The following is a 17,226-nucleotide window of genomic DNA, read 5'->3' as shown; positions in this document are numbered from 1 at the left end:
CTTGGACTATCGATTAATTGGTCTTGAAACATATGGCCATCGATGTGAAATTTGTGGACACTCTCTAGTAGAAGTTCATCATATCGACTACCAAGAACAACAAGCAGCGGAGATTGAAATCCGCAAGGCTATAAAAGCAGGACAAGATATAACGGGATTGTTAGAAGCTGCAAAAGAACAAGGCTACGAGGAATGGGATGGAAAACAACTATCAAAAAACAATCATTCCACTAATCTATCAGTATTGTGCGGTAACTGTCACTATCTTATCCACCGGCTTGATGCAGGTAAGAAACTACTAAAAGTATTAGAAAGAAGGAGATAAGAATGAAAGTCGATTTTCGTTTTACACCGGAAGGAGATTTAGAGCTTGGTTCTCCTAGTTACAATGACTTTGATGAATTACTCTATATCGATTCAGTAGGAAATATCTCGACAGACAGCTCAGAAGGATTATTAGTTAGGGATATCCCGCTTCAAGTATCCTATTTAAGTGAGAAGCAGGTAATACTCAATCGATTAAGAACGGACAATCCAGATTGGTTTATCCATCAAGATATAGGGGCAGACTTATCTGAATTAATTGGTCTTCCTAATACAAGGGAGACAGGAGAATTAGGAAAGTCTCTAATTGAGAAAAGTCTAACTAGTGACAAGTTCATACTGCCTAGCGACTTAAGTGTTAGACCAGTTCCTGTCAGTTCTAGTGAAATACTTTTCTATATAACTGTTAGAAGAAAAGCAACAGATCTAGTTTTACCAGTTCTATTTAATTTAGAACATGGTTTGTTATCAGAATATGAGGTGAACAGTTAATGAGAAAATCAAAAGATGAAATGCTCGAAGCCGTTTTAACTCGACTTCGAACTGAGGGTGGAATAACTGAAACAAGTCCAGGTTCCATTGCTCGTATGTTTTCAGAAGTAATGATAGAAGAGTTTAGTCCCTTCTACGATGAATTAGAATTAATTATTCAAATGGGCTTTATTTCAACATCAACAGGTGGATACTTAGACCTTATTGGTGAACTATTAAACTGTACTCGTGATGGAGATGAATCTGACGACAACTATCGTGCAAGAATCTCTAATCAGGTATCTGTTGAACAGAATGCAAATCTAATTGCTATCCGTTTAAAAACACTGAGAATTGATGGCGTTGCAGATGCTCAATTCAAAAGATTTACAAGAGGGACAGGCTCCTTTACTTGCTATGTTACTCCTCAAGTTTATCCAATTGAAAACGACCTACTAACTCGTGTAGAAAGCGTTATAGATGAAGTAGCTGCTTATGGTATGAATGTAGAAGTAAAAACAAGTGAGTACAACCCCGTGGATATCACCCTCAACTTAATTTTCCACTCGAAAACAACTTCCCTTGAAAGACAACACATCCGTAACAAAGTCGTTCAAAATGTCGGAGCGTACATGAAACAATTAAACATGGGTTCTCCAATTATTATCAATGAAATTATTCAGCGTGTAATGGAAACAAGCGAACAAATTCTTGATATGGAATTTAAAAAACTTGTTGTTAATGAAAAAGAATATTTCATTAAGAATGTTGAGCCTTCATTAGAAGAACGATACTTCTTAAGAAAAATTAACGTAGCATAGAAAGCAGGTGACACCATTGTTAAACAAACATACAACAAGTATGATGTCCATGCTTCCGCAATGGATGAAAATGGCCAAAGACCCGAAATCGGTAGGGGCACTATTTTTAGATGCATTTGGTGTTGAACTATCAGACATTGAACGTTACATAGAGCAAGCTTGGAACAACATGTATATCGGTACAGCAAACTTACAAACAGCCGATTACTGTTATAAGATTCCACTTGCTACTCGTGACGTTGTAGATGTTGAAACATCAGATCTTCACGTTCGTTTAGTTATTGATGGTGTGCGAAAAGACTGTATGCCAATGGATAGTTTACGACTATTTTTTGAGAGTGACGATAACTCCTACATGATTGATACTATCGAGGGGTATGTATATATCAAAGTAATGGATTATTACATGCAAGATAATATCTTTAAACCATTCGATGCAATTGAAGTAGGAGATACTCTTCACTATGAATATATGCTTCATCATATTTGGAACGTATTTGATGAGTTTGGTATGTTGTTAGGCATTTCTAGATTACCAGGTGAAAGAAACGAAGCTTTCAAGAATCGTATCTTAGATGTTTTTAAGAATCCTGGTGGGGCAACAAAACAAGGACTTATGAATGGCATTAGTAGAGAACTAGGTATTGATAAGTCACAAGTCAAATTAGGTTCATTATCTGATGATCAATATGTTCAAACAAAACTTATGAATACAGACGGCACACCTTCTGAAACATATATCCAATACGTAAATCAGATTAATAGTAATCTAGGTTTCTCTTGGGATCATATGAATTGGGGAGAAGCTTATTGGCGCAGCATTGAAGAAAACAATATGGGATTTCATTACCTACCTCATATATGGGATGGTTTCTCTGCTTCGTGGAAAGATAACGAAGTGCAATCAGGAATTGGTAGCGGCGATGATTTACTAGTAACTGCTCCAAAAGAAGAATCTCCTGTTCGAGAATTCAAAGCCTATGTTGGGCTACATGGTACAGAGGAGCAAATTGAAGAGAACCACCCAGAAATTCAATTCAAGTACAAGATAGTTGCAAAAGGGAAAATACCAAATGATGAGTACGATTTAGAGGATTACAAATATACAGTAATGGCTTCTGAAATCATTCCACTTCATTACGTATTAGTAGCTTTACGTGAATTCCTATATCAAACTCATATTACTTGGGATAATCGTTATGGTTATACTTTTAGCGACAACACATCTCCTGGCATGGAAATTGTTACAGGAGAAGATGTTCTTCACAATAATGAGGAGCCACAAATTAAAGTCCATGTAGAAATGAAAACTGCTGATAGAACAGTGACACCTGTTTTAGAAGAGCTTATAGTGGACTGGATCGATCAGAGTGACGCACCACAGTCTTACAAATTAACAACTGATGAGGACTTTACTCTAAACAATACAATGACCCAAACAACGTTAGCCGATGTAGAAGTTGGTAATGGTTCTGTAACTCTTGGTAGAGGTTCTTTCTCTGCCGTAATAGATACAGAGGGTTCATTTTTAAGAGGATCACAAGGTATATCCGTAAGAGTTAACCGAGAAGGTTCTTTATCTCTTAACCTACCAAAATAACAAGGAGTGGATAAATAATGGCTGAAACTGGATCAGTACAAAATGCAGTTGGGAATAATATTTATCCCGACTTAGTTCTTACTCGTTTTCCTGAATTATTCGATGAACGTAGTGGTTCTAAGTCAAATCCCAACTTGCTTCGATGGACAAACCTTAAAGATTACAACATGGCCGAGCATGTAAACTCGCTACAGGATGCTGTAATGGCAGTGCAACGTATGCTAGGAGAATTAGCTCAAATGCCAGCTGCACCAAAGGATGTAAACGGGAAACCTATTACAGATCCAAACGTGCTATTAAACCTTAAACGAACTTCTACCGTTAAGTCTCGTATAGACGCACTTGAGACTCATGATTGGTATGCTGAATTCGATAAACGATACGGAGGACCTACATGGGCTTTCGATAAGGACAAGACTACAAACGCTACAATTCAGCAACACCGTCACTTAGGTAGTACTTCAGGGATTCCTGGTATGCCGGAGAAGATTATGCTTACACAAGAAGTACAGGGTAAACTGCCAAAGGCAAACGTTGATTTGACAAAGACTGCTACAGGAATCACCGGTTCAGATATCTATGTGGAATCTACTTCAAATACAAAAGTAGCTGATGCGATTAACGACAAGATTTCTGAAACAACAGGTGGAACAATTGCACAAAATGCAGAACTGAAAGTACTAGGGAAGACGAACACTCGATGGACAAGAGAGTTTGATTCGAATGATGCATCTTCAACTGGTAACACTGCAGTTGCTGACTCAAAAACATTACTAAACAAAGCAATCGAGAGTGGTGCTACTGCTGCTTCAGACTTGCTAAATGCACCATTAGATGGAATGCATTACGGTCGTTATGTTGCGATTGTAAGATTATCAGCAAGTAGTCTTCCTTCTAATGCGGTTGTTGAGATTTCTGCAGTTAACTCAAAGACAAGCCAAGTTATTAACAAGGCTACTTTAAACGGAACAGACTTCGATACAAGTGGACAATATAAAACATTCTACTTGATCTTCAATCATGACGGTTCTACAAAACTACGTGTTCGAAAACTAGCCACAACTTCTTCTGTAAAAGTTCGTTTCGATTATGCGATTGTTGAACCAGTTCACCCAGCGGTATTTGATCGCTAAGAAAGGATGTTATACAAATGGCAAAACGACCAGAAGGATTATCTCCTAATTTTAACTCCATCGTTTCTCCAGACGTTCCTTCCTCATTAATTTTTTCATGGACATTCATTAAAGAAAACTCTAGTGATTATCAGAAAGATGCAGAAGTAAAGGTATATAGAACGGGCTCTAGCACAGCCCTTATTACCTTTGTTACAGGAACAGATCAGCAAGCAGATATAACCTCTCATCAGGGTGTTCTTGACCTAGAGCAGACTTATGAATGGGAAGTAAAAGTAACAGCTGCTAACGACTCCACTGCTTTTAGTGGAAGAAAAAGATTTAAATTTGGACCTGTATTTTTACAGGATGGACTTTTATGGCGAGATGGGCCAGAAGCATATGAATACATCGGGACTCGTCAATACTTTGAGGAGATTAGAGAAAATGCTGCTTCAGTATTAGAGGATTATGTAGTAGATTCTATAGAAGAAAACGATGCACTAGAAAAAGCTTTGGCGTTATTCACTCGTGAAACTGTTCCTAGTCGTACCGATTTTGAAAACCTCGAAAGTATCCTTTGGTTAATTGCAAAAAAAGAAGATACATATCGAGATGAAATTCAAAGACTTATTGAAGATGGTCTAGGTGCTCAAGATATTCACAAGATATATACAATCTTTGACCGTCTCATTAGAATCCCACCAAAAGAACCAAGTAATGTGTACTTAACATTTGGAGGTCTTGAACCGCTTTATGTAAAAAGTGGAAGGGCGTACAATAATGGTAAAGAGGACTTATCTGTTGATGTTAACTGGCAACCATCAGATCTTAAACCAGGTACATGTACGGTTAACTTTTTAAATGAGCTATCGGAAGATGTTTCGTATTACAAGATTGAGCTAGAGGTTGGTTTCACTGATAAGACTTGCACTCATACATTATTTTATCGAGTAGAAGATGTAGAATCATTTGGAAGAAAAATCAATATTCCAATGGATCATATTAACTTTGTACATCTTTCTTCCTCAAAAGAAACGCGTTATGTTTTACGAGTTACTGCAGTAGACAAAAGAAAAGAACAATCAGTGCCTTACTACAAATCCTACAAAGTGGATAATGTTCCCCTTGGTGTAGCAAGTTACAACCTACGTGTTCAACAATATGATTTATCAAATCAATGGATCATACAGTATTACCACGATATTTACAACGGTCCAAATACAGCTTATGTTCATAACGTAACAGGTAATGTAGATGGTGTTTACCATTATGCTGTTCGTGTATTTGATATAAATGGGAATGTAAGCGATTGGTTTTGGATCTTGGATTATATAAAAATTGATCCATTAAAACCTCCTGCAGCTCCAAAACCTCGTATGGCGTGGTCTGGACAACACGAACTGAATTTCGTTTGGGATGCTGTTCCTACCGCTGAGTATTATGAATATTTACCTACGTGGTGGGCAAACCCATCTATACAAAGAACGAATAGTTTAGACTCACCTCATGAATGGTTAAATCCGGATACAACATATGTTGAAAAAGTAAGAGCTGTAAACCGAGCAGGCGCATCACCTTGGGCTACTGTTAGTGGTAAAACACAACCAAGACCAATTATTGAAAAGGTTCAAAAGAATGTAGGAAGTAGAACTTGGCGTACAGATTATGTCATCTATAAGCAAAATGGACAAGTTAGACGAAACCCGTCAGAGTGGCGTTATGAATATGACGACAAAGAAGTATTTCATGGAGAATGGGTAGAGCTTCGAAACAAAATCCAGGATGGCATTGCAGTTAAAAAAGGAACAAGATGGGGCAGTAACAAATGTTTATTCTTCCTTGATCATAACGACTGGAGGCAAAAACTACAGGGGAAAGAAATTCTAGATGTTAAGCTTTATATACGCAGAAGAAATACCGAACACGGATATCCGGAAGATGGTCGATTCCTTCATGTGTGGGCTCACAACTATGGAGGGAAATGGGATCTTCCTCCAGCGTGGCAAGGCCCTCAATTATTTAATCATCAAAAGATAGAACGATTAGACTTTAATCGTGGAGAGGGGCATTGGGTTCCTCTTAACAAATCGTTTGGTGAAGGTTTACGTGATGGTTGGATTAAAGGTGTGGCTTTTTATCATCCAGAAGCTAGTTACGGGCCATACTCTTATATGCGTTTTGATGCTTATACATTTCAATTTTACGTTAAATATCGATAGGGAGAGAGCGATCTCCCCCTTATTTTTTTAAGGTGGTGACACAGATTGGCACAGTACCAAAGAAACTTTTATTCTAGTTCATTATATGGACGACTAAAAGCATTTTATGGAGATTATCTAACAGAAGAATTTGATGCTCAAGAACCTTTCAGCTATCATATTGATGCAAAAATTCAAGCACAATTACCTTCTACTTTTTATGCAGCAACAAGCAGAGAATTTACAAGAACCGATGCAACCAAATGGACGGTATCGGGTACTGATATTAAAACAAGAACTGCTAATACACCAGTGGAATTCTTAGCTACAGGTGACAATTTGGAAATTCATGTTCGACTTCAAAACGTGGGCACTCAGAACATTGAAGCGAAGTTGTATAAAGAAGAATTAGTATCAGAAACATATCAATGGGTAGAGAAACAAACAAAGTCAATCAATACACTATCCCTAACAAATCCAAACAAAGTAGATAAAATCGCCTTTGATTCTTATGGTTTTGGTGATTATAAAGTAGTTACCCAGGCACTTGATACGACAGCAGATGCAATCATTGTTGGAGGTAAATTAAGAACAAGTGATTTCAATATTGAGATTCGTACCTCCGCTAATAAAACTACATGGTCACAATGGGAACCAATTACTCTAACCAAGACATTTATTCAAGGACAGGATTATTTATGTACAGGACAGAGCGCAACATTATATCAAAACGTTCGTTATGTTCAAGGTAAAATAATTTTACTATCTTCGGATAATGCTACTTCTCCAATTATCGATAAGGTTGAGTTACGCTCAGAGGATAGTGGACTATATGACCAGAATGGTGATTACACTGTCAAAATCGATATGACACAAGTGGCTACAAGTATTGGTAAGACATTCAAGTACGCAAGTAAGATACGTTTTATTCAGAAACAACCAACTGGTACTGAAATGAATATTCGTTCTTCTTCTAGTCGAGACAATATATTCTGGGGTCCGATTACAGCACCTTATCGCCAAAATACAAAACGTCTTCGATTAAAGCGCGGAATAACAAATCATAGTGTGACATTAGGCCCAATCAATGAAGGAACTAAATTTGACTTTAGTAAAACAACATCGCTGTTGAATTGGGACACACAAGCATTTCCTCCAAAAGATACGAGTAATACCAAGATATCTTATGTCTTCTCTAAAACAAGAACAAATCAAAAAGACCCTCGAAATCTTCTTCAGGTAATTGATAATCCGATGAATGTAAAAGATCGAGCAATGAAGTTTTCTCCTCAACCATATTTCTTAACTGTAGAAATGACACGTTCTTCAGTAAGAGGAACACCGGTAGTTGACCTTATAGATATTTACCAAAACATCTTATACAAAGAAGTAGTCAACGTAATCAATAAAGATGTTTCTGCAGTAGATGGTTTAAGTACAGGAAGAAAATCACTTCAAAAGATTAGCGATTATCCGTTTAAATACCCAAGTACCTCAAATCAAATTCCATTTAATCAGCAACAAATTACTGCTGCTCAACAAAAGTATGAGCTTACAGACCAAACAAGAAGACCTTCTGACGTTATGATTTATCTTAAATCAGAGGAAACGAAAGGTTCTAGAACTGGTAAGTCTACATCTGCATCTGATGAAGTAATTGCAAAAGCTATTCAAAGGAAATTGGAGTTTGGAGAAAAAACAGGAGTCCTTATGCATTATCAATATGGTGCAGGGAAGGTTCAGTATTTAAGACCTTATGAAAGAGAATTAGATTCTACATTCACACCATTCTTACTATCTAATCTTAAGTATCGTTATTACATTCAAAATGGATGGCCAAACGAATTACATAAGGTTGTTAATGCACAAACATTGAATGATGTTGCTGAAATGTACAACACAACGGTAACAGCAATTAAAGCTATTAATAAGGATATTCTACTGAATGAGGATGGAACATTGGTGAAAGACCAGCTTATCACAATGCCAAACACATCTAAGAACAGCCAGGTTTCTTTATTATTCAAGAACGGTACAGCTTATACACAGAAATCTAGTCACAACGCAGTATATGACAAAGATCATGGTGTAAACGTTACGGACTTATCAAGTGAGCCAATAAGTATTAAGGTTCCAAACACGCCTCCAAAAGGATATGTAGATTGGGCATCAGAAGAAAAGATTTATACGGGTGTAATTAATGCGAATGATATCCGTGGTGAATTTGTTCGTACACAATTCAACCTTTCAACTCTTGCAGATTTTAATCGTGAGTATGTAGTTGTAAATGGTGACACATGGGAAAGTATTGCTACTAAATACGATATACACGTACAAGATCTAAAAATCGCTAATGACTCAATTGAAGAATTGAAAGTAGGAAGCGCGATTATCATTCCTCCAAATATTATTCTCCCTGCATTAGCTCCTGAAGCTGAGTTCGAAAATGCAATGCCTTATGAGATTTCTATCATTGAAGATTCTGTCCATAAGAAAAATGGGGTTAGAATTGATGAGTCCTTTATTCCTATTAACTGGAATGGGAAACACCTACCTCTTGAGGTAACGTACAGAACTTCTGAACTTCTTACAGCTGAAATGGTAAGAGGTGGAGATGCTAATGGAATGGATCCACTTCCTTTAAGTGATGTTGTTGAAATTGTTTCTTGTAAGAAAAAAACTGGAAGTGTAACGTATCACATTTGGAACGATACTTTAAAAACAGGCGACTTCAAATTAAAGAGCAACTATATTGACTGGTCTCCATCTCAAGCAGGAGTATTAGAACCTGCAGCTGGAGAAGAGTACGTTGTTGTTTACAAGCGTCGCGAAGTAGACAGTGTGAAAGTTCATTTAGATACAGACTACTTTGAAAAGATGGGAACTGACATTGTGTGGCGCTCACCTGAAGTGAAAGTATTTGATGGAGTTTGCACACCAACAGAAGACTTTAAACTAGAACTGCCTATTCCTCAGTCCTTCGAAGGGTATGATGGTGCTTATAAAAACATCGGTTATATTATCGAAGACAATGACTTATGGGTAGAAACGAGTGTTCAAGATATTAATGGTAAGAAGTTCTTAGTAGGAACTCTGAATGGAAAAGATCCAAGTAAGAATTGGCATCCTGAAATTCAGAAGGGATACTACTATCTAAAAGAACAAGAGCATTACCTATATTCAGAACCATTAAAAACGGTACTAACTGAAAAAGAGTTGCCAACAGCTGATGGTATCGAATATGTAAATGGACCAACTGGAATTGGGGCAATGTTGCTGCCCACTAGTAGTAATATGGTTAAAGATTCAGTGTTTGAAAACGACAGTTGGAAAAAGGCTAAAGTCTTTAATGCAACATCATTCTAGTTTAGTTAAGGAGGGGAGAGATTCCTCTCCTTTTCTTATGGACATTAATAAGAAATAAAGGTTAGATTGTCAAAAGAAATCAATAAAAAGGTGGTGCAGAAATGTTCACTAATCCGGGAACAATTATTAAACATGCGACAATACCAAACGCTATTGCATTCCAAAGTGCGGGATATGTTTCTATTTCAAATGAACTTTATGAAGATAGTAAAGTAGTATTCTCGTTTTCTAAGCCGACGGAAAAAGTGGTATTAATCCCTAAATATTTAAGCGATGGAAACTTCTTATTTGTTTCTTTAGATAAAGAGAACAAGTTACATATAGGTGGAATCGTAAAGGATTCTGAGAAGATTTATGGAGTCGTAGATACAAAGGATACTATCTTAGATTCTAACACTCTAACAATCTCTTCAGATGGATCTCATTTTACAGTTGCTTTAAACAATAAAACAGTTTTTAAATTCGAATCTGCATTATTCGTTAATGGCCAGGTTCGTGTGTATGGAGAAGTTGGAGAAATCTTTTATTCTTGTGAAATACAAGAACCTCAATCTACCGCATGGACAAGTAATGCAAATGGTGGGGGAGTAGAGGTAAAAACAATTAAAATAGAAGACTATGAGTATATAAAACTCTTAGGATCTGCAACTAAGAAAGCGATGTTCTCGCAATCTATCTCTCTACTTGCAAAAGACCATACGCTTTCATTCAATGCTCAAGGGAATGGTGAATGTCTAATTAAGTCAGGAGATACAGTTCTAAAACAGATTACTATCTCAAAAGGAGACTTGTCTTACATCTCTCAAACTTTCAATGTAGCAACCCCACAAACAATTACTCTATTATTCCAAACAAATGAAATTCTTATCGTGGGAAAACACCAATTAGAAGACCGTGTAGATCCTACTCCATACATACCGAATTCTAGTATTACTAGTTCAGTAGTTCGTAAGGGGTCGTCATTAAAGTTCCCAGTAAAGAACTTATTTGATAAAAAAGCAGGGAGCATTTATTTAAAACTAACTACAAAAAACCGTATCGATAGAGATCAAACCCTTTTCCGTTCAAATACAAATGAACTATCGCTTGCAGTACGTGGAACTAATTTATCCTATACGGTTGGTGCAAGCACAATTACTATCCCTAAAACGCTTGAAGGAAGTACCTCATATGAATTCCTTTGTAGTTGGAATGATGAAGGTATTGAGTTAACTATCAATGGTGAAAATGCGAAAGCTTTAAATACAGGACTTCTACTTACAACTCCTCAAGAATTGATTTTCGCAAATGAAGAAACACCTATTCAGGAAGAAGTTATCTTAGAAGAATGGGCACTGTTCAATAACAAATTACCAGCTACTTCTGACATTAAAGCACAACTACCTTTTGCAGTTATGCAATCTTTATTTGATGGAGGAATAAGTGGCCAGAATGTTACTTGGTCTGAAATCCCTGTAGCTCCAATTGATCATTCACCGATTCTAGTTCAAAAAGAGAATGGAGATACATTACAAAAAGTATCATTCTTTAATCATGAAACAGGAGCGTATCAAACGTGGAATCAAGAACCATTCCAGTATGATGGTAAGAGTGATTACATTGAGGTTGCATACAATAACCTGGATGAACAATTTAGGGATATTGCTATCCGTACAGAGGATGGAGAAAAAATAGGTGAACCTTACCGAATAGATGGCAAGAGGTTTTACTTCTCTTTCCACACAAACAGGAAGGCAGTACTAAAAAACAAAACCCTTTACGCAACGTACCAAGTGAATGACACTTACACAATTGACTACAATATCAAAGCTGTTGATGGTTATCGAATTGATTTCGCTAAACACGATGGCGGGAAAAGAATTGTGTATCAAGAAGGAAACCGTTATGGTGAACCGAAGAAGCTAGCAACAATGATCGATATGAATCCAATTCAAAATCAGAATCATGAAGGGTTCTTATATATTACAAACACAATAAATAAGACAGATAGCTTTAGAATTACAGCTACGCCAGACCGATTACATGCAGATGGCGCGAGCTTCTCAACGCTTATTATTGAACCACTTGATTACCAAGGAAACTTCTTGTCTCACTCCAACTTAGAGATTGTTGCTTCTAAAGGATTTGTTTCTAGACATGTATCAAGAGATGCAGTTGAAGCACAAAAACGTTCAGGACAATATCTATATCAATATCATGCTCCATATATTCAAGTGAAGCGTGCAGGTGAGATTGTAGAAGATTATATTTGGATCACAGATAAAGATAACAATATTGGTGTTTGCTACAAGATGTTACTTAGCCCTGTATCAAAACCAGATAAGGTTCAATTAACGAAAAGTGAAAAGAACTTATTAACTGCAAAAACAAAAATCATTAACTACCTCCTTATGTATGAGGGTGTAGAGAAATATGAAGATGAAGTGCTTTTATCTATCTTAGATTTTAACCAAGATGGTCGCGTTACAATGGACGAGATTTTAGTCTTAGAAACAAATCAAAAAGATAATGAATTGACTGTTATCTTAAACAAGTTAAAAGAATGGGAGGATACAAACCATGCAGCTGCAACCTCATAAAGACCTTGTTCGTAGTGGTCAAAGAAACCGCGGGTATGCTATTCGTATCGGTAACAAAGTTCCTAAGAATAGTGCAAACCTTGCATATGTACAATCAAAATCTGTATCACCTGAGGAGAACATCTTATTAGAAGATGTTTCTTCTCAAATTAAAGAAAACGGATTATCTAATTTCATAGAGAAGGATTACATGGTTTATCCAAACAATAAATTCTTACTGGAGACAGAATCCGGACAAGCTATTTTCCCTACGGATGCAGTCTATGTAACAGATGAATTTACTATTCGTAAGAACCGTCAAGATACTCCCAAACCAGTATTTTATCAAATGGAGCTGAAAGGGCGTTTCGATGCAAGAACTGCTCAGGTTATCCCTTATCTAGGAGGCTTTGCTTCTGAGACTGAACAAGATGCAATACCTCTAGAAGAAGTTGTACTGGATAAAAGAAATGATCTGGTTTATGTAGGTAACAGCATTCGTATAGAAGCAAACGGAGGACCACTACAAGAAGATGATGTGTATAAGGTTCAATTAATTCGTGAGGATAATTTCATATACCGTATTGTTGTATTTACAAATTTCCGCAACAACAAAGATGTTACATACAAGGCAGTATACCCTAACTATAGAAGTGATATTAAACAGAGCGAATTAAAGGAAGAAGTTCTAAACGCATATCCATTTTTCGAACAAGTAACAATGGATGAGTTTGAAAATATTGTTACCGAAATGGAATCTGATCCAGACCAATACAAACACTTAAAAGTGTATGCAATTGAGGAGAAGGGGAATGACTTTTCTTTCTATGCAACATCTGATGTTATGATTGCAAATTATCAAACACGTACACCTCAATTATTTAAGCATCGCGTCGAAGCAAAATTAAAAACAAAATTAAGTGAAACAAATCCAGGTAAGATGAACATTGGATTTAGTTTTGTTCAGTCAGTAATCAATGTTGAAAACTTATCTTCTATTGGTAAGACAATCAATGAACATCTATCGCTTCCAAAATATATAGAATTACAAAACCCACATCCAACAGAAGTAGATCTCTTGAAAAAGGATGTGCGATATTGGGCGGTTAACCTTGATATGCCAGACCATCATTATGAGGATTATGATTTACTCGTTATAACTGGTTACGGTAAAGCAGACTTATCTATGTTTAAAGACAAGTTTGAGCATTACTTAAAAAATGGCGGTACGATTTGGATAGATAATGCTGGTAGTGGAATTAATATTCTTGATTTCAAAACGAGCAAAGGGAATACATTTATTTCTGATATCGGGTTCTCCTCAAGTAGTAATGAATTTGGAGTCAAAGAAGCTACGAAAGACTCTTCATACTTAAATCGCTTACTACCGATTCAAAACGTTGGAGCTTTAGGTTATGCAGATATTTCTCCAGCTATCTTATTTGGACAAGATGAAGAAAGTACGCAGTGGGATACAATCGTAAAACATTTAAATGGTGGCCCTTCTATCATTAAGAAGACATTGTTTGATAAGGGTACTGTTCTTGTTTCTAACTGTGGAATATTTAGAGCGTTTTATCACAACCAAAAAGAGAGTGTGAACCTTGTTTTAAACTCGATCCTTTATCATGCAGAAGAACAATGGGTGTTTACTCCTTGGAGAAATGACTTCGTATATCACCGAGATAATTTATTCGCTCAGGAATACAAAGTGAACAACACGGATGTTTATATCAATGACAGAAGTGATTACAATGCAAACCAAATTGTCGCTAAAAAAATCCTTTATAAGAACTGTAAAGAGTATGTGAAAATCTACTGCAAACCTTGGTTCTATAACGCTACAGGAGTATATGAACATGCTGTAGATGGTGACAAGTCAATTCCAATTAACAACAGTGGATTTGAAAGCGGTCAGGTAGATGCAGGTGGACAGCCTGTTACATCTTGGACAGCAGATACAATAAATGCAATCCCTTCGTGGAATACAAAGAAGTTAGCTGGTCAAACAGTTACATTTACACACGATTCCACAAAAAGCTTATTCGGTGTTCGTCAGGTATCCTTAGATTCATCAAATGGAACAACAGGCGCTCATGCCTTTTGGGAAAGTGAAGATATCTACTTATCTATTGATGACTACAAAGTGACTGTATGGGCAACTATTGATCAGGTACGAGGAATTACAACAGATGGTGTGAAAATCGGTATCTATAATTTGCAGGGTGAAAAAATCTCTTCTTCAATCTCTATTACAGGAAAGAAAGATTGGGTTAAACTCGAAACGAATTTCCATATCGATAAACCTCAAAATATTAAAATTCGCTTAGGTTTTGTAGATGGTAATGGATTCGGTAAAGCAAGTTTTGATGATGTCACATTAGATACAATCGGAGCGGTTAGAGGTGTTGCACAGAATGAAGGAGAAAAGGCTCTCTATGCATTCAGTATTAAACCAAATGCTACAACGATTGATATTGAAGCAGAAGGCTTTGAAAATGCAGACATCACTAGAGCTACACCTGAAGTTCCATTCACATACACGATTATGCCATTTATCCATCAATGGATTTCCTTCGGAGTAGATCCAGGAACAGGGCTAGAGTTTGGTCGTTATGAGCGAATGTATGGACCACCAGTTTCTTATTCTAAATCAATTCGTAAAACAGAAGGGTTAAAGAATTTAGGTTACCTACATACGCTGCTTCCTCCAGTACCAAGTGGGAAAGAGTGGTATGACAAGAACAAAATATTCTACAAAATTGCACTTGGTTCAGAAAGTTTAGAGGAAAACAATTTAGTTAACCTAAAACTATTTGACCGTAAAACAGGCATGGAATGGTTCTATAGTGGAGATCTTGTTATTGGCCATAAAGATATTTTCTGGGCAACAGATAAACCAAGTTTTGTTCTTCATGCTGAAACTGGATTCGAAACAATAAGAGCGTCTAAAAGAAACTTTGGATTGAAGTTAATTGATGACCGTCGTATCTATAGTGAACTTCCTCAAACAAAGGATGCGAAAGAGAACTGGTATTTAAGAATTCATAACGGACAGTTCATTAAAGATGACCTTGGATATAAAGAATGGTCAGAATTACATGCTAGTAAAAACCCTGATGTAATGAACCAATACAAAGAGCGAGTTATGAAAAAAGAGAAATATCAGGTCAACGAATACGCTTCTCAAATCTTTAATCCTTCTATTGGAATCATGACAGTAGAAAATGAGATGGAATACATTACTCCTTCTACAGTGAAAGTACCTCATAATGATCTGTTTGTAAGCCAAGGCTTTGTAGAGAAAGAACAACTTTTAGTTGAGGGCTTAGCGAATTCAGCCGGAACACTATTCCGAGCTAAACAAAAAGACTGGATTCGTGATGATAAGGTTCGTATTTTTATAGATGCTGCAAATAACGGAAACATCGTGGAAATCTTTGAAGAATATCCATTCGAGATTAACCATGATGAGGGTACTATTTTCTTCCCAGGTAAAAACATAACAGGTAAAGTATACGCTACTTACGAGCACCGTAATTTCCGCTTGTATAAGAGAATCTACAAAAACACAAAAATGTCTGATGACTTATTAGAAAACAAACGTGTTGATCCAGTTACGAAAGAAGTAATCATGTATGGTTCAAAAGAAAACTGGTTAATCCAACCGGTACCAGTTTTAAAAACGACAAAAGGCAAAGCGACATCAGCTAATACAATTCCTGCTACAAATTATCGAATCGATTATGAAAAAGGGAAAGTAGTCTTTAAATTTGAACCAGTTGGGCCTGTATATGCAGACTACGGTTATTTCGAAAACCAAGAGTTAGTAGCAAATGATTATGATATCCAAAACGGAATCTTCTTCTTAAAAGAAAACATTTCATTTAAAGATGATTTATTTGCTAAGTATTCTTATTTCGATAACTTCTACGAATACAAGGGTTTCTATAATGAAACACTTCGAACATTCCTTCATTTAGACCTCAACCCGTCAGTGGGACATTACTCAACTCTTCCTATGACAACTTATGTGAATGGTGTTCAAAAGGTAGAGTACAAGAACGTTCCATCTTCAAAACTTCTTAATAAACTTATCCATATTTACATCGTTCCGGATTCCGAAAACGGAAACTCTATTCGTCACTGCTTCAGTAGAGAAGAGTGGAGAAACATTCAACAATCGAACCCTATGTATCCGTTACTTGCTAAAGTTCAAGTACGAGAGCATACGAGCGTTAAAGATGTAGTTGTTATGGATGCACGTACTCGCGGTGGCGGTATCTCTGAATCGTTATCAACTAAGACAATTGATGAGAGAGTGCAGGGAAGACAACGTTATTGGGATATTGGTAATTGGGATGGAAAAGCATTCTACCGAAATGGTGTCCTAATTATTACACTTCCTAAATCGATTCTAACTGAATACGGCGGTAACTTATCGGAAGAATACGTAAAAGAAGTTATCGATAAGCATGTAGCTTATGGAACGTACTGCATTATTGAATGGGAGTGATTAGTATGAATTATCCATTAGGAGTATTCCAGTACTATGACAAGGAGACAGATACAACTCACCTACAGTGGAGTTATGTTGATGATCCGAACCTTACTCATTTTGAAGTTGAAATCTATGATCAAAACTTACGTAAATGGGTAAAGTGTGATGGAAGAAATGGGATCATAGAAAAGCAACCGAAAATAGGAAGCAACTATTAACCAATGGGGCGGATAATTCCGTCCCGTTTTTTATAGCAAAAGTATTTTGTAATG

General features: G+C 36.6%; 10 protein-coding genes. All 10 read left to right on the top strand.

The genetic code is table 11. From position 1 onward, the window contains the following. Position 1 precedes the first annotated feature (1 nt). The 10 genes from F3I02_RS01005 to F3I02_RS00960 all read left to right on the top strand — a co-directional run bounded on the left by F3I02_RS01005 (position 2) and on the right by F3I02_RS00960 (position 17,172). The gene (locus F3I02_RS01005) at positions 2 to 325 is read left to right on the top strand and encodes a hypothetical protein (RefSeq protein ID WP_196477395.1); all 324 of its coding nucleotides are present in this window, start codon (positions 2 to 4) and stop codon (positions 323 to 325) included. 2 nt (positions 326 to 327) lie between these two features. Next, positions 328 to 816 carry a hypothetical protein gene (locus tag F3I02_RS01000; protein WP_196477394.1) on the top strand — a complete coding sequence of 163 codons (489 nt, stop codon included), beginning with the start codon at positions 328 to 330 and terminating at the stop codon, positions 814 to 816. Beyond that, complete coding sequence (locus tag F3I02_RS00995; RefSeq protein ID WP_196477393.1) at positions 816 to 1,616, top strand: baseplate J/gp47 family protein; 801 nt, start codon at positions 816 to 818, stop codon at positions 1,614 to 1,616. Before F3I02_RS01000 ends, F3I02_RS00995 begins: the two co-directional genes overlap by 1 nt. A gap of 16 nt (positions 1,617 to 1,632) precedes the next feature. Continuing rightward, positions 1,633 to 3,216 (top strand): hypothetical protein, encoded by a 1,584-nt coding sequence (locus tag F3I02_RS00990; protein ID WP_196477392.1) that lies wholly within the window; start codon positions 1,633 to 1,635, stop codon positions 3,214 to 3,216. 17 nt (positions 3,217 to 3,233) lie between these two features. Next, positions 3,234 to 4,349, top strand: coding sequence for a hypothetical protein (locus F3I02_RS00985; RefSeq protein WP_196477391.1), 1,116 nt, complete (start codon positions 3,234 to 3,236; stop codon positions 4,347 to 4,349). Positions 4,350 to 4,366: 17 nt separating this feature from the next. After that, entirely contained in the window at positions 4,367 to 6,550 is a 2,184-nt protein-coding gene (locus F3I02_RS00980) for a hypothetical protein (protein ID WP_196477390.1), read from the top strand. 45 nt (positions 6,551 to 6,595) lie between these two features. Continuing rightward, on the top strand, positions 6,596 to 9,895 hold the full coding sequence (locus F3I02_RS00975) for a LysM peptidoglycan-binding domain-containing protein (protein ID WP_196477389.1): 3,300 nt from the start codon (positions 6,596 to 6,598) through the stop codon (positions 9,893 to 9,895). Positions 9,896 to 9,996: 101 nt separating this feature from the next. Beyond that, positions 9,997 to 12,474, top strand: a complete 2,478-nt coding sequence (locus F3I02_RS00970) for a hypothetical protein (RefSeq protein WP_196477388.1) — start codon at positions 9,997 to 9,999, stop codon at positions 12,472 to 12,474. After that, complete coding sequence (locus tag F3I02_RS00965) at positions 12,455 to 16,969, top strand: hypothetical protein (RefSeq protein WP_196477387.1); 4,515 nt, start codon at positions 12,455 to 12,457, stop codon at positions 16,967 to 16,969. Before F3I02_RS00970 ends, F3I02_RS00965 begins: the two co-directional genes overlap by 20 nt. 5 nt (positions 16,970 to 16,974) lie before the next feature. Further along, positions 16,975 to 17,172: a hypothetical protein gene (locus F3I02_RS00960; protein ID WP_001108869.1), complete on the top strand. Its 198-nt coding sequence runs from the start codon at positions 16,975 to 16,977 to the stop codon at positions 17,170 to 17,172. The last annotated feature ends 54 nt before the right edge of the window (positions 17,173 to 17,226 follow it).

This window comes from Bacillus sp. SRB3LM, from assembly GCF_015712745.1.
Taxonomy (GTDB): domain Bacteria; phylum Bacillota; class Bacilli; order Bacillales; family Bacillaceae_G; genus Bacillus_A; species Bacillus_A thuringiensis_K.
The sequence above is the reverse complement of the archived record's forward strand: the minus strand, read 5'-3'. Positions and strand labels throughout refer to the sequence as shown.